The sequence below is a fragment of the Acinetobacter schindleri genome (assembly GCF_010918895.1).
Lineage (GTDB): Bacteria > Pseudomonadota > Gammaproteobacteria > Pseudomonadales > Moraxellaceae > Acinetobacter > Acinetobacter schindleri.
Window position 1 is genome coordinate 2,112,975 of record NZ_CP044483.1, and the last position, 21,048, is coordinate 2,134,022.

Annotated in this window: 21 protein-coding genes and 1 other RNA gene; 8 read left to right on the forward strand and 14 right to left on the reverse strand. The window is 41.7% G+C overall.

The features are described 5' to 3' along the window. Window positions 1-57: 57 nt before the first annotated feature. The 3 genes from dnaQ (at window position 58) to nudC (ending at window position 4,008) form a co-directional block, all read left to right on the forward strand. A complete protein-coding gene (dnaQ, locus tag FSC11_RS10200) occupies window positions 58-1,461 on the forward strand; it encodes a DNA polymerase III subunit epsilon (RefSeq protein ID WP_163166715.1) in 1,404 nt (467 codons plus the stop codon). Between the two features lie 127 nt (window positions 1,462-1,588). Then, window positions 1,589-3,232, forward strand: coding sequence for a chemotaxis protein (locus FSC11_RS10205; protein ID WP_163166717.1), 1,644 nt, complete (start codon window positions 1,589-1,591; stop codon window positions 3,230-3,232). Then, on the forward strand, window positions 3,232-4,008 hold the full coding sequence (nudC, locus tag FSC11_RS10210) for an NAD(+) diphosphatase (protein ID WP_076753260.1): 777 nt from the start codon (window positions 3,232-3,234) through the stop codon (window positions 4,006-4,008). The genes FSC11_RS10205 and nudC overlap by 1 nt, the downstream gene beginning before the upstream one ends. A 61-nt stretch (window positions 4,009-4,069) precedes the next feature. Here the strand turns inward: nudC and FSC11_RS10215 are convergent, their stop codons facing one another. From FSC11_RS10215 to FSC11_RS10230, 4 genes are all read right to left on the reverse strand, one after another. After that, window positions 4,070-4,951, reverse strand: a complete 882-nt coding sequence (locus FSC11_RS10215) for an alpha/beta hydrolase (RefSeq protein WP_163166719.1) — start codon at window positions 4,949-4,951, stop codon at window positions 4,070-4,072. Beyond that, window positions 4,941-5,624 carry a BON domain-containing protein gene (locus FSC11_RS10220; protein ID WP_163166721.1) on the reverse strand — a complete coding sequence of 228 codons (684 nt, stop codon included), beginning with the start codon at window positions 5,622-5,624 and terminating at the stop codon, window positions 4,941-4,943. The genes FSC11_RS10215 and FSC11_RS10220 overlap by 11 nt, the downstream gene beginning before the upstream one ends. Window positions 5,625-5,763: 139 nt before the next feature. Further along, on the reverse strand, window positions 5,764-6,183 hold the full coding sequence (locus FSC11_RS10225; protein ID WP_004893644.1) for a YraN family protein: 420 nt from the start codon (window positions 6,181-6,183) through the stop codon (window positions 5,764-5,766). A gap of 5 nt (window positions 6,184-6,188) precedes the next feature. Continuing rightward, the gene (locus FSC11_RS10230) at window positions 6,189-7,148 is read right to left on the reverse strand and encodes a penicillin-binding protein activator (RefSeq protein ID WP_163166723.1); all 960 of its coding nucleotides are present in this window, start codon (window positions 7,146-7,148) and stop codon (window positions 6,189-6,191) included. 10 nt (window positions 7,149-7,158) lie between these two features. On the opposite strand from FSC11_RS10230, the gene rsmI reads away from it, so the two are divergent. Continuing rightward, complete coding sequence (gene rsmI / locus FSC11_RS10235; RefSeq protein WP_163166725.1) at window positions 7,159-8,001, forward strand: 16S rRNA (cytidine(1402)-2'-O)-methyltransferase; 843 nt, start codon at window positions 7,159-7,161, stop codon at window positions 7,999-8,001. 82 nt (window positions 8,002-8,083) lie between these two features. Here the strand turns inward: rsmI and FSC11_RS10240 are convergent, their stop codons facing one another. The 8 genes from FSC11_RS10240 to FSC11_RS10280 all read right to left on the reverse strand — a co-directional run bounded on the left by FSC11_RS10240 (window position 8,084) and on the right by FSC11_RS10280 (window position 17,085). Then, on the reverse strand, window positions 8,084-8,332 hold the full coding sequence (locus tag FSC11_RS10240; RefSeq protein ID WP_004893637.1) for a hypothetical protein: 249 nt from the start codon (window positions 8,330-8,332) through the stop codon (window positions 8,084-8,086). A gap of 174 nt (window positions 8,333-8,506) precedes the next feature. Further along, complete coding sequence (locus tag FSC11_RS10245; protein WP_076753256.1) at window positions 8,507-9,748, reverse strand: FAD-dependent monooxygenase; 1,242 nt, start codon at window positions 9,746-9,748, stop codon at window positions 8,507-8,509. Then, entirely contained in the window at window positions 9,745-10,953 is a 1,209-nt protein-coding gene (locus FSC11_RS10250; protein WP_163166727.1) for an FAD-dependent monooxygenase, read from the reverse strand. The genes FSC11_RS10245 and FSC11_RS10250 overlap by 4 nt, the downstream gene beginning before the upstream one ends. A gap of 1,093 nt (window positions 10,954-12,046) precedes the next feature. After that, window positions 12,047-12,637 carry a DUF4142 domain-containing protein gene (locus tag FSC11_RS10260; protein ID WP_008305987.1) on the reverse strand — a complete coding sequence of 197 codons (591 nt, stop codon included), beginning with the start codon at window positions 12,635-12,637 and terminating at the stop codon, window positions 12,047-12,049. Window positions 12,638-13,016: 379 nt separating this feature from the next. Continuing rightward, complete coding sequence (locus tag FSC11_RS10265) at window positions 13,017-13,259, reverse strand: DUF378 domain-containing protein (RefSeq protein ID WP_004810720.1); 243 nt, start codon at window positions 13,257-13,259, stop codon at window positions 13,017-13,019. A 578-nt stretch (window positions 13,260-13,837) separates the two neighbouring features. Further along, entirely contained in the window at window positions 13,838-14,794 is a 957-nt protein-coding gene (locus tag FSC11_RS10270) for a sensor domain-containing diguanylate cyclase (RefSeq protein ID WP_005221321.1), read from the reverse strand. A 211-nt stretch (window positions 14,795-15,005) separates the two neighbouring features. Then, window positions 15,006-16,340, reverse strand: a complete 1,335-nt coding sequence (gene pepP / locus FSC11_RS10275) for a Xaa-Pro aminopeptidase (RefSeq protein WP_163166729.1) — start codon at window positions 16,338-16,340, stop codon at window positions 15,006-15,008. Window positions 16,341-16,449: 109 nt separating this feature from the next. Next, a complete protein-coding gene (locus FSC11_RS10280; protein WP_004893623.1) occupies window positions 16,450-17,085 on the reverse strand; it encodes a UPF0149 family protein in 636 nt (211 codons plus the stop codon). Between the two features lie 64 nt (window positions 17,086-17,149). Between FSC11_RS10280 and FSC11_RS10285 the strand changes: the two genes are divergently transcribed. The 3 genes from FSC11_RS10285 to ssrS all read left to right on the forward strand — a co-directional run bounded on the left by FSC11_RS10285 (window position 17,150) and on the right by ssrS (window position 18,273). Continuing rightward, window positions 17,150-17,707: a hypothetical protein gene (locus FSC11_RS10285; RefSeq protein WP_004893620.1), complete on the forward strand. Its 558-nt coding sequence runs from the start codon at window positions 17,150-17,152 to the stop codon at window positions 17,705-17,707. Next, complete coding sequence (locus tag FSC11_RS10290) at window positions 17,704-17,991, forward strand: cell division protein ZapA (protein ID WP_004810731.1); 288 nt, start codon at window positions 17,704-17,706, stop codon at window positions 17,989-17,991. The genes FSC11_RS10285 and FSC11_RS10290 overlap by 4 nt, the downstream gene beginning before the upstream one ends. A 97-nt stretch (window positions 17,992-18,088) precedes the next feature. Next, window positions 18,089-18,273, forward strand: a non-coding RNA gene (ssrS, locus tag FSC11_RS10295) — 6S RNA. A gap of 95 nt (window positions 18,274-18,368) precedes the next feature. Here ssrS and FSC11_RS10300 read toward each other — a convergent pair. Together FSC11_RS10300 and FSC11_RS10305 are read right to left on the reverse strand one after the other, a co-directional pair. After that, window positions 18,369-18,821 carry a hypothetical protein gene (locus tag FSC11_RS10300; protein ID WP_008305999.1) on the reverse strand — a complete coding sequence of 151 codons (453 nt, stop codon included), beginning with the start codon at window positions 18,819-18,821 and terminating at the stop codon, window positions 18,369-18,371. A gap of 69 nt (window positions 18,822-18,890) precedes the next feature. Next, entirely contained in the window at window positions 18,891-20,081 is a 1,191-nt protein-coding gene (locus tag FSC11_RS10305; protein WP_227591023.1) for a YncE family protein, read from the reverse strand. Between the two features lie 357 nt (window positions 20,082-20,438). Here FSC11_RS10305 and FSC11_RS10310 point away from each other — a divergent pair, with 357 nt between their 5' ends. Further along, window positions 20,439-21,029, forward strand: coding sequence for a 5-formyltetrahydrofolate cyclo-ligase (locus FSC11_RS10310; protein ID WP_163166733.1), 591 nt, complete (start codon window positions 20,439-20,441; stop codon window positions 21,027-21,029). Window positions 21,030-21,048 lie beyond the last annotated feature (19 nt).

Consider the following 21,048-nt stretch of genomic DNA (forward strand, 5'->3'; position numbering starts at 1 on the left):
GTATTTGCGTTATACAATATCCCACTCAGCTTGTTCTTTTTTGATCGGATTTGGTTTATGTCTCAAACAATCACACTGTATGTGGATGGCGCATGCCGCGGCAATGGTAAGGAAATCGCTGTAGGGGGTTGGGGTGCCTATATTCAGAACGGTTCAGATGAGCATAAAATTTATGGCGGCGAGCTTCAGACCACCAATAACCGTATGGAACTGATGGCTGCCATAGAAGGGATTTCTGTCTGTCCCAAAGATGCCAAGCTGGTGATCTGGACCGATTCCAATTATGTCAAAAAAGGTATCACTGAATGGATCGAAGGCTGGAAACGTAAAAACTGGAAAGATGTCAAAAATCCTGACTTATGGAAACAGCTGGATGCAGTTTGCCAGGGCCGTCAGATTGACTGGCACTGGATCAAAGGACATGCTGGCCATGAGGGTAATGAAATGGCCGATCAGCTGGCTAATCTGGGTGCGGATCTCGCCTTAAAAAATGGCGAAAAATCCCGTCATGTTCCAGCAATTCATTTTGCAGCAAGCCCTGAGAAAAAAACACAAGATATAAAAAAGCCTGAAAAAGACTGGTTACTGGATGACCCTTTTGGCCTGGAACTGGCTGAAGCTGAAGAAATGGATGAACTCATGGCAGATGTAACTGAAGTGACCATGGAAACTCACTTAAACAATCAGCCTGTCGTTGCTGAACAAACTCCAGCGGAGAATCAACTACACCCGCAGATTGTGATTACTCCAGCCACATTAAATATATCTGGTCCTCGTCAGCTGATTCTCGATACAGAGACCACCGGTTTCTATTATCAGGATGGTGACCGGATTATCGAGGTCGGCGCGATTGAAATGGTGAATCGTAAACTCACCGGCAGCTCGATTCATATTTATATCAATCCGAAAAAACCGGTAGGCGATTCAGTTAATGTCCACGGCATTACTGATGAGTTCCTGCAAGACAAGCCTTTATTTGAGGATATTTCTCAAGTTCTGTTCGATTACTTGAAAGGTGCAGAAATCATCGCGCATAACGCGACCTTCGATATGAACTTCCTGGATATGGAATTCAAGCGTGCTGGTTTTCAAACCCTGTCAGAAGTCTGTGAAGTCACGGATACCCTGGCGATGGCCAAGTCACGCCATCCGGGCCAGAAAAACTCTCTTGATGCCCTGGTACGTCGTTATGAGATTCCGCAGCGTGACCGTACTTTCCACGGCGCATTACTCGATGCAGAAATTCTGTCCGATGTTTACCTGGCGATGACCGGTGGTCAGGTTTCTTTTGATATGGATGCCCTGTCACATAGTGAAGAACAAAATGCCAGCTCAGGCAGTGTGAAAATTGAAATTGATCTACCGGTAATTTTGCCATCTGATGAAGAATTGAGCGAACATGAGAACTGGGTCAAACAATATGAAGAAAAACATGGAGCGCCTTGCCTTTTCGCAAAATAAAATCCATTATTCAGTTAACAATTTATGTTAAAAAAAATAACAGTTCAGTTATAGTAAATACAAAGATGTCCTGCCAGTTGCAGCAGGCATCAACTATTAGATAAAACTTCAGGAAAGGTGCAGATCAATGTCTTACCAAACCTCTATACATTTTGACCCTACGGCTTTACTGATAATAAAAAATGAGGTTGATAATTCGATCAAATTGGTTGAATCAGCAGTCAGCACACTGGTAGAAGATCAGACCTTGCCTTTTGGGATTGATGATGCGCTCAACCAGTTCGAACAGTGCGCACAAGTTCTTGCACTGATCGATATGCCAAGCCTGGCCAAAGTCGCTCAATATTCTGCTGAGCTTATGCGCAAGATCATGGGGAATCCTGCCAACGTAAACACGGCAGAAGTGATCGCCCTCAGTGAAGGGACGACCATGCTGAAGCGCTATATCGAGTTCATTTGCTTGCGTGAAGTCAAAATTCCACAATTTTTGCTGGATACTTTAAACCGGCTGGAACTTGCTCTGGGCAAGCCACTGACTACTGAAGGCCATCAGATTGAGTCCCTGCTCGACCTGATCACGCCTGATTTTGATCTGCCGCAAGCACCTGGACTGGAGAAGTCTGTTTATGTGCATCGCCTGTACAAGCTATCGCTGAATAAACTGCTTAAGCAGGAAGAAAGCGATCTGGACTTACAAGCGATCAAACTGGTGGGGACTTATCTGGCAGGTCTTTCTGAACAGCACCCAAGCAAACAGTACTGGAATCTGGTCTATGTGGCGTTCAACCATATCGATGAGATCCTGATCAACGAGCCACGTTTACGTACCCTGATCAGTGTTGAGCGTAATATGGCACAGTATTTCAATGCCTCAGACCGTTTCAAGGCGAACATTGCTGACCTGGCGAATATACTGAGCTTATGTATCAGCCAGGAAGATGACATTGCTCATCATATCCGTAGCAAACTGAATATCGGTGAAGATTCATTGACCGATACCCAATTACAGGTATTTAGCCGTCATTTATATGGTCCTGATTTTGAAACCATGCATACCATCAGTGATCTGGTCACTGCTGAAATGGCACAGATCCGTAATGACATCGAATACAACTATCACAACATGACCCCTGAAAAGACTCAGGAATTGCAGGTTCAGCTGAATAGCATGGCAAACATCTTCAAGGTTTTGAACCTGAATGAAGCTTCTAATGATCTTACTCGTCAGGCTGCTTCACTCAGTCAACCTGAAGTATTGAAAGATGAAGGTTTTGCCCAGCAGCTCATGAATGTGATTTTGTCTGCTATGAACTCAATTGGGGTACTAGAACGTCATCACACCTCTAGCCGTTTACAGCTCCGTGTAAATAACATGAATATTTCACTGGATCGTCTGGATGAAGCACATGCCGCTTTACTGAGCGAGACTAAAGCCCTGATCGAACTTGCCAGCCACACCCTAATGAATTACTTGCAGGACCAGAACCTGCAAACATTAGAAAGCTTGCCAAACCAGATCCGTGAAATTGCGGGTGCAATGCTGTTCCTGAACGCTGAAAATGGTCAGGCCGCACTAAGCACAACGGCTGACTTTATTCAAAGCCGGATTGAATCTGCTACTGCACTCAGTACCGATGACGTCAATCGCGTGCTTGATCCACTCGCCAGCGCGGATATGCTCATTGACAATTTAAAGAGCAAACAGCCTGTATTACAGTCAATGTTTAAGGTAGCATTGGACAGTAGTCAAAAACTGAAAACTGTAGCCTAATGTCTAAATTGTCACTTGCGTATATCTTTCAACAACAGCAACTTTTAGTCGATGAAAATCTCCAGCTTCCCCAAGTGGAAGCGCTAGCAAGTGACATACAGCTCGGTACGGGTGATCAGGTGATTGCCCGTGACCTCCTCCCTGAGGAACCGATTCCTCTAGGTCTGCAACTCGTTCCAATCCGTCAATTACTGCAATATTGGAATGTTCGCCAGTTTGAACAGGCCAGTCGCGCTGTACAGCTACTGGAATGGCGTCGCAATCATCGTTTCTGTAGTCATTGTGGTACACCGACCGAAGCCCATGCCGTAGAATATGCTATGGTCTGCCCCGCTTGCCATTACCGTCAATATCCACGCGTACAACCTTGTGTGATTACCGTGATTACCCGTGGTGAAGATGAAATCTTGCTGGCTAAAAATGCCCGAAATAAAACCAGCCAGATGTATGGACTAATTGCCGGTTTTGTCGAAGTCGGTGAAACTTTGGAAGAAGCAGTCCGTCGTGAAACGGAAGAAGAAGTCGGAATTAAAGTCAAAAATATTCAATATCTGGCCAGCCAGCCTTGGCCCTTCCCAAGTAATCTGATGATTGCCTTTAAAGCAGAATATGCTTCTGGTGAGATCAAACTGCAGGAAGAAGAAATCAGTGATGCGCAATTCTTTAAGCTGGATGCCCTGCCAGAAATTCCATTCAAAGGCAGTATTGCACATTCTATGATTATGCATATCACGCAAGGCACGCCCGTGGCTGATGATACTCAAGCCTGGTTGTAAGCCAATTTATAAACAAAAAGCCCGGTATTAAATCCGGGCTTTTTACATTCAATAGAATGAATTATTTAAATGCATCTTCTAGTGCCCACAGTACTCTAGACTTGGTTACAAAGAAGCGGCTAAACAGGCTGGAAAGTGATCCAACAATAGTAATGTGTCCGAGCTTTGGAATACTGATCACATGACTATGGTTACCATGTTGCTTTAATACCCGATCCAGATCATGACTATTGAAATGTCCCACGATATCGTCTTTTTCAGCAATAAACAGATAATGCTTCAAAGGCTGAGGTTGTACAAAGTACAGTGGCATCACCTGCTGATAAGGCACCGCCTGATCAAAGGCATTAGCACAGATCGGATCATCCTTATAGTCAAAATGATAAGGTCCTGCTAAACCAATGATAGCGCGGATATTCGCCAGCCGCTCTGCTTTATGCTGCTGCGGATAGTACACCGCTGACATCACATTAAACGCACCGGCAGAATGTCCCATCAATACAATATTCTCTGATGAAATCTGCAGCTTTGCTGCCGCAGTGTGCAGATGATCCAAAAGCAGATGCAAGTCATCCACAGATTGCGGGAAGATATGTTCTGGCGCCAGATGGTAATTTGGAACCACCACGTCATAGCCTTCACGGGCAAAAGCCTCACCAATAAACTGATATTCTTTCTTATCCCCATGCAGCCAGGCACCGCCATGGACAAAAACAATCAAGGGGCGATGTGCCAAAGGCTGTGCACTACGATACAGATCAAAACGCTGCCGCGCTTTAAGGCCATAGGCCAAATGTCGTTCAGCGCTATAACCTGCTTTGGGAGTAAAACGGTTCAGCGCATAGCTGCCGAGATCATATAAACGAAAATCCCGGTAGATTTGTCTTGCAACGTTCAGATGACTCGACAGCCTGGCTTTAAAAGAGTGCACCTTATTGTGCATAAGTTGGTTCAACTGTATCAGGATCAATCGCAACTGGAGTTTGCACCAAGGCACTTGATGAAGCTGTAGTCGCAAAGTTTTGGCTGGTTGAATTGCTGAGCGTTTCCACATTATCAATCAGGGTCACAATTTTAGTGACATTACCGACTTGCGCCAGCACCTGATTAAGATCAGCAATTTCAGCATTGTTTAGACGGCCCATCACATATAACACGCCATCTTCGGTATGCACATGTACTTTACTGTCTGCAACTACAGGCGCCTTCATGATCAGACCACGGGTATTTGCCGTCGCTGCAGTATCCTGCATGATGGTGCCATAACTGATCTGGTTACCGATAGTAATAAAGTTATGTACGGCTTTCACATCACTCATGGCTTTGACATTGTCTTCAGCCAGTTGTTTCAGATGTGCATCTGGCACCTGACCAGTCAGTAGTACATGACCATGAAAACTCTCAATATTGACTCGCGACTGTTTGAATCGTGAATCAAGTTTATAAAGATTAATTTTTGCAGTACGAATAATCGAAGAATCGATAAAAACCTGTCCAAGGGTACGCGCCCCTTGGTCCGTACCGACAGGAGCCGTGCCTGTACCACCTGAAATAAAGCTGGCACAGCCCGATAAACTTGCGACACATAACATTGTTATTACAATACGTTTAACCACTCAGCAAGACTCCTTATTGTTTAATACGTCTTTGTTCAATTTAATAAATTCTGTCGCGCAATCTTGATCAACTTTTATTTTCCTTGAACATTACCATAATCTTTGTACAGAAAACCGCACAAAGAAAAGCCTGTGTTGTTCAAAGATTAATAAACTCTTGATCAAAAGTAAAAGCATTTTCAATCCATTGCGAATCATAAAGGTAATTGCAAAAATCATGCTGTATGGTTTTTGCAAAATGTTGATTAAAATCAAAACAAATCACATCAAAACGACAGAAAAAATGCTGAAATTCTTCATGATTTTGCAGGAAATAAAGAGCAGTTTTCATCATTTTCCGCTGCTTGCTAAGGGAAATTGACTCGAGTGCATTGGCATAATCTGTACTTGCCCGTGCTTTTACTTCCACAAAAACCAGCTCTTGATCACGTTGCACGATTAAATCAATTTCACCATAACGGCTGTGATAATTGGCTTGGACCAACTGAAAGCCATGATGCTGCAACAAGGCAAGCGCTTGCTGTTCTGCCCATTTTCCCAATTGCTGACTGATACGCATAATAGTTAAATCAGCTTGACGCCCTTGCTGGTATATTCAAAGCAGGCGGGCATACGTCGCAGTCCCTCCGCATTGACCTGAATATGTCCGGTACGACCCTGGAATTGTAGCTGTTCGGCTTTATGGTCATTTAAATACAGCTGACTGATCTGCCAGGCATCTCCACCAAAGGCGATTAACCGCTGATAGGACATCTGCACCGGCGCCTGCTGATAGGCATTCAATACATCTGGCCAGGCATGGGTATATAGTGCAGGTACGTCACAAAATTTAATACCTTTAGGCAAAGTTATATGCTGGTCAATCGCATTGGATACGGTATAAAGCCGTTTCTTCGGCAGGTTTCGCATTGCGGCTAACCACTCCGGATTGCCCATGAGTAATAACCCCTGTTTAGAGGACAAAGATTTTGGTGCAATATCGATAATATCGACTTGCAGATCCCCTACACTGAGCAAAGACATCAACATCAGTTCATGCTCGGTCTCACTTCCAGGCTGACGTAGTACCTGTAAATACCGAATTTGATCCTTCGTCAGCACCTTCTGTAAAGCAATTGCATCTTCACGTTTAGACAGACTGAACTGCCAAAGCTGAGGTGAACTGCTCATGCTGTCATTCAAACTCAGGGTTTTGACTTTGGGCTGGGCCTGAACCAGTGCTTCAATATCCTGACGTGCCAGTGGCCCCACGATGAGCTGCGTCTTTTTATTGACATGCTGTTTCAGTAATTGTGACATTTTCTTCTGATCAGAATTCACCCATTTAATCGGCACTTTTTGCCCGGATGCCATATAGGCACTCATGAATCCCTGTTTGATATTCGATGCAGCTCGCGCCAAAGGCCCAGATTCGGGTAGAATGACCAGAATTTCCGCTTGCACGCTGCCGATGCAGCCCAATAAGCTCAAACCCAATATTTTTTTAATATTCTTCCGTTTTTTATAATTCTGTTTATTCCACATGGAGAAACCTATGAGTGCTCAGTTATTTGTTGTTGCGACTCCAATCGGGCACTTAGATGATATTAGTTATCGTGCAATTGAGGTGTTGAAGTCGGTGAGTCTTATTGCTGCTGAGGATACACGAACTTCTATGCAATTGCTCAAGCATTTTAATATTTCCACTCCACTGACGGCCTGCCACGACCATAATGAAAGCAACAAGATAGATCAACTAATTCAACGTTTGCTCAATGGCGAAAACATGGCGCTGATCAGTGATGCGGGCACACCATTGATTAGTGATCCAGGCTTTAAATTCGTGCGTGCTGCACAGGAACACAATATTCGTGTGATTCCTGTGCCGGGTGCCTGTGCTGCAATTGCTGCATTAAGCGCAGTAGGTTTACCGAGTGACCGTTTCAGCTTTGAAGGCTTCCTGCCATCAAAACAAAGCCAGCGTCTGCTCAATCTGGAAAAACTCAAAGATGAAACCCAGACCATGATTTTCTATGAGGCACCGCACCGGATTCTGGAATGTGTGAAAGATATGGCGAATGTGTTTGGTGCTGATCGTCCGGTTGGCTTTGCCCGTGAAATTACCAAAACGTTTGAAACTATCCGAAAGATGACCTTGGGTGAATTGATTGAGTTTATTGCCAAGGACGCTAACCAGCAAAAAGGTGAAATCGTACTGGCAGTGGGTGGAGCGACTGTCGAAAAAGATATGGATCAGGAAAAACTCGACAAACTGTTACTCCGTTTATTACAGGATCTTTCCGTGAAAGCAGCTTCTCAGCTGGCAGCCGACCTAACCGGTATCAAAAAGAAAGTGGCTTACCAACGTGCACTTGAGTTAACGGGTGCCAATGACTAAATCGCTTTTTCCAAAGAAAGATAGGCATAAAAAAACACCACTGTAATCTGTGGTGTTTTTTTATATTCAGCAGGTAGATGACTTACTCGCGTATTGAATCGTCTGCCGGCACTTCAGTAATTCGACCACCGCGAGCCAGGAACGCAGCCACTTCATCTTCAAGTGCCTGACGCTTTTTTAGCTTCGCTGTCACAGTTAATGTTTCAGCTTCTAGAACATCTGTATCACTAACAACTTCATCACCTTCAGCAGCGCCTTTCTCTGCTGCTTTCGCTTCATCATCATCAACGACAGCATCTTCTGCTTCATCATATTCATTCATATCTGTCATATTCATGTCCCCCACAAATGACCATCACATGTGCATTTAAACTAGGTTGTAAATTACCTGAAATTTAGCAATCTCTTTGTGTTTCGCCTAGTACCAAATATTAAAAAATCGTATCTTTTTTAAACAAATTCGTTTCTTTTTACATATGATTGTTTAAAAAATAACAATTCTAGATCAGACGGCGTAGCGGGTATCTTTGAGCAGTCCCAAGCCATTGGCCTGCGCCATAAAAGCATCTTTTAATACAGGCAGCTGTTCAACCTGTTTCAGGCCCAAATTACGTGCCCAAACCACAGGGAAAAGCTGAGTGGTTTCCATCCAGCCAATCGCAGACATGCTGTGCATCATGGCATCATTCTGCCCCTTACGCAGATGTTCATAGCGCTGTAAGGTTTGCTCATGTGCCCAGACGCCACGCGTTTTATCATGCAGTAACACATCACATAACACTGCCGCATCCAGACAGCCAATATTGACACCTTGTCCCGCGAGTGGATGAATCACATGGGCAGCATCACCGATCAGGGCCAGTCCATCTTGCACATATTGCTGAGCCGCACGTGCTTTAAGCGGGAAAGTTGCGCGTGGGCTTGCTTCGAGCACCTCACCAAGCATGTGATGACTTTCGCGAGTGAGTAATTGGATAAATTCCTGATCTGACAAAGCTGCATATTCTTCAGCATAATCATCCGGTAAAGTCCAGACGATCGATTGCCAATGCCCCTGTTCTTCAGCTTTTAAGCTTGCCATCGGTAAGTAAGCCAATGGACCAGTTTCCAGGAAAATCTGGCGTGCAACATGCTGATGGGGTTGTGCGGTCTTAATGGCACAGCTGATACCGGCCTGTTTATAGTCCAGGACATCAATGTCAATAAAGGCCTGTTCACGGACAAAGGAATTGGCACCATCTGCACCGATCAGCAATCTGGTTTTGAGCTGGGTACCATCGGCAAGGTGTACAATCCAGACTCCCACCCCGCGTTCTACCCGGCTAACTTTGACCTGTGTGCGGTAATCTTTCAGTTCTTGCAGCATTTTTTGCTGAATGGCCAGGTTCAGAATACTTGGCTCAACCATAGAACCCAGCGCCTGCTCGACTTTTAGTGTTTTCTTGGAAGGCTGGCCAAAATTGATTTCACCATAACCATTTTTATTCCAGACCTGCATACCTGTATATGGCTGCTGACGTGCAAGTTTTTCCCAAACTCCTACTGTTTTTAGCAAATGAATAGTGGCCTGGCTGAGTGCCAATACGCGTGGATTGGCAACACTTAATGTCTTTTCAGTATCTAAAATCGGTGCAGCATCCAGCACGGTGGTCTGTACGCCATCTTGAGCAAGTAATAATGCCGTTAAGCCACCAACCAGCCCGCCACCTACGATGACAGCATCTAATACCTGAGTTTGTTCTGTCATGCTTTGAGTCCCATTGCATAGTTGGCTACAAGTGGCTTGATGCCTGGAATATTTTCAAAAGCCACCAGTCCGGTATTACGGATCAGTTTCAGGAATGGATTCTGGTTGCTAAAACCACGTACGACTGAATCACAGAACTTGATCACACGTTGCTGATCTTTCAAGCGTGATTTTTCATAATCTTGTAGCATTTGAGCATCGCCCAGATCAGCCCCCTGTTCCAGCTGTTCTGCCAGATAACGGTTCAGTACATAAGCGTCACGCATACACAAGTTAAAGCCTTGGCCTGCAACTGGATGGATCGTATGCGCTGCATTCCCCATTAACACCACACGACCAACCGCCTGCTTTTCTGCCAGGACTTGCGATAATGGAAAACTGAAACGCTTACCAGTTTTCTGGAATTTTCCGGCACGATCACCATAAGTCTGTTGTAAAGCATGCAGGAAGTGCTGATCATTTTCATCACCCAGCCATTCATGCTCGGTACCTTTAGGAACTGGCCATACCACGGAACGACGGTATTCGCCTGGAAGAGGTAGCAAAGCCAAAGGTCCTAAAGGACTAAAACGTTCAAAACCGACATGTTGATGCGGTTTTGATGTTTGTACGGTTGTGACAATCGCAACTTGATCATAGTCGTGTACCGATGCGCCAATACCCAGTGCCTTACGACAGAAAGAATCGCGACCATCCGCAGCAATTACCAGTTTGGATTGCAGTTTTAAACCAGTCTCGCCACGCTGTGCTTCAATATAAGCAAAGTCTGTATCTTGGATGAGAGAAGTCACCTGCACGCCATCGATCAGTTCAATGAGTGGCTCTTTTTTGACTTGTGTCAGCAGTACACGACCGAGCCAGGCATTTTCAATCACCTGACCAAAGCTTTCGACTTTTTCCTGTTCAGCGATCAGACGTGCCTTACCAAAGCTGCCCTGTTCGGTAATATTTACTTCCAGAATCGGCGTGGCATGTACCTGTAAAGCATCCCACAGACCCAGCTCCTGATAAATCTGTACACTACGACGTGATAAAGCGCTGTTTCGGGCATCGAAACTGAAGTGATAGGGAGCAAGATTGATATCATCATAATCTGGGTATTGGATTGCTTCTAACAGTTTGACCGCAATCCCGGTTTTCGCCAGCATTAGTGCGAGGCTTAAACCCACCATCCCACCACCGACAATGATGACTTCTTGTTGCATGCTTTGATCCTTCTCTGGGGTATCTATAAAGTCTAGATACGTCTAATCATGTTGGATTTAATCTTACCTCAAAGATTTTTATTTTTATAATGAATTAGTTGTTTAGCTGTAATTGATATTGCTTTGTTAATCGCTTAAATCTTTAGAGAAATAAAACTTGGCACAGATCTGTGTCTTTTTTATAAACGAACCTTAAATAGTCCTTCCAAGAATAAAGCTTAAAGAGAAAAACAATGCAAATAAAGAAATGCTTTATCTTAGCCGGCTATCTTGTCCCACTTATAGCCTGTTCATCAAAAAACCAAGCTCCTCTGCCTGAGGAAGGAGAAGTCGTCACTTGGAACAGAATCCTGAATTGTTTGTAAAAACACAGCTTAGTCCACATCGAGAGCATTATTTAGGACCGTTTCCAATTGATGACATCCCTGAAAATATCAACCGATTACGCAGGAAAAAGCAAATCGACTGCTGATGCCTGACTCTAATCGTCAATTAGAATTTTACTTGATATTGCATAGAACAAATGTTCAAGCGACAGATAGTTATCTGCTAGAGCATAAAGATCAAATTAGAGTAAAAATAAAAGGATGACCTTTAGATTTTAGAGAAAGTAATTTTAATACTGAAAAAATATTTATCAGCAATTTAGCTTTAAAGTATGTCAAGCTTCATTCAAAATTTAAAAATATAGTCTAGATTTTTATATTAGAATTTTCCCTGATTATTTTTTTATTTTGTTGTAGACCTAAAAAATATCAGAGCGTTCTTACATATAAACAGAGAAAGTGACAAATTAATTCATGCAATTCAAGGAAATCTTTTTAAATTGGATAAACATGGTGAAATATGGCTTAAGTAGGAAACTAATTTAAATAATTTAGATAAATAGTAAGGAATTCATGAAGAATTATGGCAATTATTATAAATATGGAACATCACACCTCTAATCTACAATAATTAAGATTAAATACGAAAATTAATTTAACTCTATTAACTTGAAAGCACTTAACATAAATTAGTCGATTATCATTTATAATATAAAAAAGCCTGACGCAGAAATGTCAGGCTTTTTTATAAAGTTTGTTAAGTCAGATTACTTCATTTTGGCAACAATATCTTCAGCCATTTTTAAGTGCTTGGCAACTGCGGTACGTGTTTGTGTCAACATATTTTTGAGTTCAGCATTTTTAGCATTCGGGATTAATTGTTTTTCAATCGTATTCAGTACTTTACGATGTACGTCAACCTGGCTGCTCATATAGTCTTTATCTGGTGTGGATGAGTTGCTCAGTTTTCTGACTACATTATCACTGTCTTTTTGCAAGGAGGTGCTAATACCACTCACTTGTGGGGTTAACTTCAAGCTGCTTGCCAGTGTCTGGCCTTTCTTCTCATTTGCTGAATGTTCATTAATCATCATCTGAGCATACTTACGGGCTTCTTCTGTTTTCAGCTTCGGTAAAACAGTTCTTGCCTGTTTAATCTCACCATTATTGGCTGTGCTCACCACTTTAATCACTTGACTCTCTGTCAAATTCTGATGAGCATTCTGCATTGCTTTAGACTGATTCTTACTCTCGCTGGCAGACTGCTGATCCATAGCCATAGTTTGAGATGCAGCAAAACCTAATACTCCACTTACTGCAGCACATTTGATCATGTTCTTCATAGTCATCTTTTTCATCTAGGCATCCCTCAGGTTTGTTATTTAGATAAGCCTTAATAAAATAAATGAATTAAATTAATAACAGTGTAATATTTCATTAGCTTTATGAGCTAAATATATAAAATGGATATTAAATTAGGTAAAAAATTATTGACTAAAATCTTTTTAATTTAATTTCTTAAAACAAATCTCTGAAATCTCTATATAAAGACAAAATCCACAATATAAATATTATAAAATTAAACAATTTATTATAAGCAATAAATATAAATATAAATCTATATCTAGTTATTTTTTACAATAAAAACGGAGCATAAGCTCCGTTTTTATTTAGCAGTCAACTCACTCTAACTACTTATTTTCTTAACCCAATAATAAGTGAGTTTATACTAACTTATTAATGCATTGTTCGTGTATGAGCTTCATGATGGACATCATGACGGCCTAACTTAGTTGCAGTATAGATCAGGTAAATCGCTGACAGACCAACCAAGACATAAATAATTCGAGAAAGAGCGCTCTGCTCACCGAAGATTGCTGCGACCAAGTTAAAGTCGAATGCACCAACTAAGCCCCAATTCAGGCCACCAATAATGGCTAATGCATAGGCGATCCAGTCTAAAGTTCCAAGTCTTCTCATGATTTTTCTCCAAGCTAATGTTTGACTAATTCTCATCCAAAATTATGCAAGCTATAGCAAAATGAATATGTAGTCTTGATACTAAAAGTCCCTATTCTGTGTTGATCTATGTTGAATAAATGTCATGTTTTAAGCATTAAATTTTAATTGAGTTGGTTTTCTTTGAATTGTTCATATTTTACGTAAACCAAATCAGACTTAAGCTTTGAATATTTTATCAATAATATTTAATTTATTGATTTTAATATTTTTACTTGATTTAAAAACAACTAAAGAATATAAATCATTTCTTCTACATTCTGATTTAACATCCTACCACGACTGGAAAAATTGCTTGTTTAAAAGTATGAGCAATAAATTTCATTAGTTTAGGTTTTGATTTTCCGCTCAAAATATTTCCCTATGCAGTAACCAGTCATTGAATATCTAAATCCAGTAATTGATGAAAGTAGATGAAAGGCGATTGTTGTGCTTTTTATCTGCGCAAAGGGGGACCTTGATACTGCCTCTCAATAAATACACCTTAAGGAACGTTTCATGCAGACCACCAAGCCTATATGATTTGATCTTAACGAGTTTTAGCTTATAAAATCATCTGCTTCCAGTTTCGCTTTTTTCTTATGTTCATACATATTCTTATCTGCCTCTATTAAGACCTCATGTAGATCTTTAGTCAGCTGACGGACTGCATAGCCAATTGCCACATGAATATTGGCAGCTGCAAATATTTCACTTAAACGGCGATATAAAATCGCTGCGTCTTCAGCTTTGGTCTCAGGACATAAAATCGTAAATTCATCCCCACCCATACGTGCAATCACATCATTAACACGCATATGTTCTACCAGTACATCTGAAGTACGCTGAATTAACTGGTCTCCTGCTTCGTGTCCAAACTGGTCATTCACCTGCTTTAAATCATTCAGGTCGATGCTAAATATTGCAGCTGGTAAGCCATAACGTTGACAGCGTCCCTCCTCAGCTTCTAACAGCTGATCCCAGGCGCGGCGATTATACAGTCCGGTTAAACTATCGGTGAGCGCTTCTACCTCATAACGTTCACGTAAACGTCTCTGTTTATTTTCCCGCAATTCACTTTGTAAAATTGAGCTCAATAAACTGCCTAAAAGCGAAATGAGTGCCGCATCTTTTAAAATATCCTCAGAATGGGGCTTATCATCAATAGCGCAAATTGTTCCAAAAATTGATCCATCTTCATTAAATAGTGGCTCACCAATATAAGATTTGATCGACAGTTTGTTATTTATTGGTGCTTTTGAATATAGTTCGATTTCGTTAGAACATGGCGCTATTTTAGGAGTTTTTCCCTGTACCATGTGATAGCAAAATGAATCCGCCCAACCAAATACTTCGCCTGGCTTAACATTATATTTTTGATTTTCTGCCTGGAGAATAATCCAATCATCATTTTCTACACGAGTGATCATCCATAAGCCAAAACCCAAATGCTGATGAAGATATTGAAGTACCTGCTTGCCCGCTTCTTCAAAATTATGAAATTTTATACTGTGCATGGAGAACACTCAGAATGATGAGTATTTGTAAATACTGGTTAGGGAGATTAAAAAAAGAATTATATAAGAATTGAATCAAAAAATATCCAGATTATTTCTAATAAAATCATTCAGTGAAAGATTAATTCATTATTTATTTGATTAGATTCATATTATTTTAAAAAATAAAAAAGCTGGTCAAATGACCAGCTTTTTTCAAGCTATCGTATTTTTAAGCAGCATAAGCTTTTGCCATTAAGGCTTCAATATCTTCCACAGTTTTGACCACTTTGGCAGTTAATACTAATGGGCCATTTTGAGTCGCAACCACATCGTCCTCAATACGAATTCCGATGCCACGCCATTTTGGTTCAACTGTTTCATCATCAGGTGCAATATACAGGCCCGGTTCTACAGTCACGACCATACCTTCTTCATAAGAACGCCATTCACTATTTGTCTTATAAGCACCGACATCATGTACGTCCATGCCCAACCAGTGTCCAGTACCATGCATATAGAACTGGCGGAAACTTTCGGTTTCGATAATTTCCTCAATCTTGCCCTGCATAATACCTAAGTCCAGCAAACCTTGAACCAGAATTCGCACTGCCACATTGTGTGGTTCTTTATAGGAGTTGCCGATCTGAACTGCATTGATCGCAGCAATCTGTGCATCAAGCACGATGTTATAAAGTGCTTTTTGTTCAGGACTGAATTTACCATTTACCGGGAAAGTACGGGTAATATCGGATGCATAGAACTGATATTCGCAGGCTGCATCAATTAGCACCAGATCACCGTCTTTCAGTTCTTTGTCATTTTCCACATAGTGCAGGATGCAGGCATTTTCACCGCCACCGACAATACTGTTATAAGAAGGTACACAGCCATTTTTGCCAAATACATAGTTCAGCTCTGCTTCCAGTGCATATTCCATCATACCCGGACGTACAGTCTGCATCGCTCTGGTATGTGCTTCCGCAGAAATATCTGATGCGATCTGCATCAGTTCAATTTCATTGGCATCTTTATGCAGACGCATTTCATCAACAATACGGTCTAACTGAACGATTTGAGCAGGTGCAGATTTTCCTCGACGGCTTTCACCACTGGCTTGTGCAATCCATTTCGCGACACGCGCATCAAACTCTGCACTATGGCCGACCCGGTAGAATAATTTGTCCTTGTTTTGCAATTTTTCCAGAATTTCTTCATCAAGCAGATCAATAGCATAAGCTTCATCTGCCTCATAGTCATCGACAGCACCATCCACCCCGGCACGATAACCATTCCAGATTTCCATCTCACGGTCACGTTCACGACAGAATAGACTGTAGGTATAACCTTCTTCTTCGCTGTCAAAGGTTTCGATCACAGCTACAGCTTCTGGTTCAGCAAAGCCTGTCAAATAAAAGAAACTGCTATCGGCACGATATTTATAGTCAGCATCACGGTTACGCAGGGCCACTGGGCTGGTGGCGATAATGGCAATACTGCGTAGTCCCATTTCCCCGGCGAGGATATCACGACGTTCCTGAAATTCTGCTTGTGTCAGTTTCTTCATTGGTCCTTACTTCTTATATCAATGCTGTTTTTGAATATGATTTGATACCGGAATAAGCCAGAGAATGACTGGACTTATTTCGGTTTTTCTAAAGCTAAATAGCTATAGTTCAGCTTGGGCGATGTGGTGAGAAAATCTCAACTACAGATTGTGCCTGAGCTGGGTCCGTAGACTTAGTTTTTACTTTAGCTGTAAAACGTTTCAACAGTGGCGTTTCCTCCACTTCAACTTTTTTACGACCCACAGATAAACTCACTGGAATCAGACGTACAAATTCGTACAACTCCAGATAGCTTTCCTCACCTTCAGCATCGTCGTCAGAATCTTCAAATTCAACTGCTGCAACATCTTGTAAATGTTCAATCAGTTCCATTTCATCATCACGAATATGACCTGTTGCCAGACCAAAACCAAGGACTACACCGGCACACCAGTCTGCCAATGCCTGCACACGTTCTGCCAGGCTATGCTCGTCATCTGGAAGTAATGGAAGATAATCCAGCTCATCTTCAGAAAGTGAGTGGAATACGTCTTCTGCTTCACCTGTTAGTAATTCCAATGCTTCATCATCAAGCGTAGGGACATCTAAAGTTTCCAGAATCTGTAACCATTCTTCGCTACTCGGCGCCTGGGTCACACAAACAATACCGGTAAGCAAACCATGAAGTTCGCTTGGGCTGGAAATTTCCTCAATTGAAGAAAAATTGCGGTGCCAATCTGACCAACCTGAAATATCGTCTTGCATTCGTTTATCCAATCTCTATACTGCTTATATATTACCTTTGTTTGCAATACTGTGCGACCTCGATATGTTAGAAGAATTACAGCGTCTACAAGTGCATATTGGCGTTTTAAAAACGCGCCTTGCACATCTGGAGAACGAAAACTCCAGCCTGCGTGAAGAACAGGACTCCTCTCTGAGTCAGCATCAAGCCGAAATCATTCAAAAAAACAGCATTATTAGCCAAAAACAACAAGAAAATGAAAGTTTAACTGAACAGTTAGCTGAATCTCGCTCGCAATATCAACAGCTTAATAATGATGCAACTGCACTTGCAGACCGGTATGGCCGTCTGGAAAAAAGCTGCACCGATCTGAAAAACCGTTTTCAGGAAATTCTGGCTGAGCGTAATGAACTGCGTGCTTTGAAAGAAAAGCTGCTGAATGAACAGCAACAGGCGCGTCAGGAAATTCAACGCCTGCATCAGGAAACTGAGCGTCTGACCCAGAAGAATGAGCATGCTAAAGCCAAGGTTGAAGCGATTATCCAGCGTCTGGCAATTCTGGGCACAGCTCAAGATCATCATGCACAGGAAATTCAGCAATTGGCCCATCCGACTGAAACGACTGAGGAAGCGTCAACATGAGCGAACAGATTGCTATTGATTTAAGAGTAATTGGCCACAGTTTCCGTCTGGCCTCCACAGCAGATCAACGCGAAGAACTTGAACGTGCAGCGCAACTATTGAATGACAAATACGATGAATTTCGCCGCAAAGCGCCTCGTATGGAACCAAGCAAACTGGTGATTATGGTAGCGCTAGAACTGATGCAGGAAGTATTGAGCATGAATAAATCACTGCAACAATATGCCCACTGCGAACGTTTGTTACAAACTATTTTAGAAGAAGTTGAAGAACTGACTGAATAAGCAGACTTTTTGTTTAAACTTCATTCGATCAATGGTCAAGTTTACAGTTCCAACACAGCATAGAGTTGCCACATAAACTTTATCGTTTATACTAAGTCTAACTCTGGGATGTTCGCCAGCGGGTCTATTCCCCTGCCGATACTTAAACTTATGGATTGCGTTCTGTATATTTAGAGTGTATGCCCACCTTCGAGTGGGAAACCCAGCAAGTATACGTCGCGTCCACCTTGAACTCATCGGGTTCAGGGTAACGACACATGCAGCGGCATCTTCGGAGTGTTTTCTTTTCTAAGAATAAGAATATGAGCAGCTCAATTCTTGGCAGCATTCTAAAAACATTTTAATTTTCAAAATCTAATCTTATTTAATACCATCTTTTATTCAATCAGCTTAATTTCACGAGCCAATTCACTCTCCATTTCAGGTAACACTTTTTGTAAAAATTGAATGGTCGCGGTTGCCTCTTGTACAGAAATCACTTTTACCTTTACCAGCTGTCGCTGCATTTCCAGAATTCTACTTACTTCTCTTAGATCTGGTTTTCTGCCTTGGCTGAGATGATTTGAAATGTCTGCCAATTGCATATAGAGATCATCACGCTTCTGTATGATTTGCTGATTCTGTTGTGCAATTTTCTGCTCATTTTCAAGCATAGGAGTTGGATCAGGTAGCTGTGACTCTTGCTGGATCAAGACAGGCTGTTCATCCAAACTCGAGTGTTCTGCTTTTGCAATACTGTCTTCATCTTTCATTAAAAGAAGCATCAGTGCTAAACCACTGAAGAAGATCATTGCAATACCGATGATCATATTTTTATTGTTATTCAGCATTTCGCGTTTATCCTAAAAATTCATATTAAAACAGCAGAGAGATTCTCTACTGTTTTAACACTTTTATTTTTATAGGGTAGACCAGTCTTTAGGTGCATAACCAATACGAACCCGTTGCGGATGATTGCCTACAGGCACGCTCATCACTTTATTGCCTGTAGCAAAATCAATCACTGTCACTACATCTGTTTCACTTTCAGAAATGACACAGTTTTTGCCATCTGGGCTTAGGGTAGCCCAATATGGTTTACCGGCTGGAATTAAAGGACCGGCTGTTAAGGTTTTACGATTCACAATGGTGGCGTAGTTATCCATCGTCCCTGCAACACAGAGTTTTTCACCATCGCCACTAATTGAAAGTCCGTGGTGGCGGGAATCATTGACCCATTTGGTACGATCACTTGGAATAGTACTGCTGCCTGGCAGCTGACCGATACGGGTAATTTTGTCCTGATTTAGGTCATATTCAATCAGACCATTAAAAAAAGAGACCTGCGCATAGATTTTGCTTTCATCCTTACTCAAAACCATTGGACGAACTGAATTGGACAAATCTTTACGCCCAAATTTATCTAAAGCTGGCCGGAAATCAATTTTCTTTAAAACCTTAAAAGTATTTGCATCGGCAATAGTGATAAAACGTTTACCCTTAGTAAAGTCCTGCCATTGGGCATCCATGGATGTTTCGACATTACCGATTGCAGAATTCAGGATTTTATTTCCACCATTAAAGTAGATATTTTCATGGGGTTTATCCCCTGTCGCGAAGCGTCCTAATTCTTTGCCCGTATTGATATCCAGGACATGTACCACATTGCCCGACGATGCAGAAACAGCCACGTGCTGTCCATCCGGTGAAACTGCCATATGGTCTGCCCGGAAGCCTTCGACTGGTGTACGCCAGTTAATTTTGCCAGTTTTAATATTAATTGATACCACATCGGCGAAACTTGGACGTGAAGCCACAACAGACTGACCGTCTGGTGTGGAATACATATCATCCACCAGCTGATCATTACCTTCCCCTGCCGTCGCCTGGATATAGGTATAAGCAATCAATTTGATTGGATTAAGATGGATCTCAAGTAAGCGCTCTTTGCGATCCGGAATCATATTAATCACCCCGACTTTACCAAAATCACCTGATGGACGGATCACCGTGACTGTACCATCCCAGTTATTACCGACAAAAAAAACCTGTTGTGTATTCGGTGGTGCGGGCAAGTTAGGCACTGCAGCATAGCTTAATCCTACCAGCATGCTACCGAGACCAAAAAATAGTTGTGTAAACCGTGTCAATGGCTTGATTTTCTTATTCATATCATTCAATCCTGAATTGTTTTTATATTATTCTTAAGTTGAGTTTTAGCTCTTCAACCAGGCAAAACTTCAAGCTGTTCCAATATACGAAGGTATTTGGATTGTTGGGGAAGTTTCCGATAAATAAATTAATTCTATGTATATTAATAAAATATTTTTCAATACCCGAATAGCTGTGAAAATTTTTAGTCATCACCTGCTTTTACTCAAAATTTATTTTCTTTAGGTCTTCTTTTTTACTTTTTTCTTTTCCTGCCTTAGACTTATGCTCAGCACCATCTAAAGTTCAGATAATTTATGTATACGACCGTTCAGGAACTTCGAAAAAAAATCCGCCAAGCCCGTCGTCGCATTTCCCGATTTGAACAAAAAAAGTCTGCCCAGCAGGTGCTAAATCTGCTTAGATCAAATTCTCAATTTATTCACTCACAGCATGTCGGTCTTTACTTAGATGCTTTTGGTGAAATTCGCACTCAGCAAATTATTGAATATTGTTTCTCTGTCGATAAAAAAGTCTATTTGCCAGTGATCTGTAACATGAATCAGCGATTAGAATGGGTACGGATTAACAAACACCTATACCGAAACAAGCGTTTTTTCCATCATCGTTTAGGCATGCGTGAACCTATGCAAAGTCGTGGTTTGCATGTATCAAAACTTGATTTATTAATTATGCCGTTATTGATCTGTGACTATCGAGGCACCCGGATCGGAATGGGTGGTGGGTATTATGACCGTACCTTGGTAACAGCGTATAAAAAACCCTATCGTCTTGGTTTGGCACATGATTTACAGCTTGTAGAAACATCATTACCCCGGGAAAAATGGGATCAGCCTTTAGACGCACTTTTAACTCCTACACGCTTGCTACATTTTAAGCGTTTGTAAATCAATTCATTGACTAAGT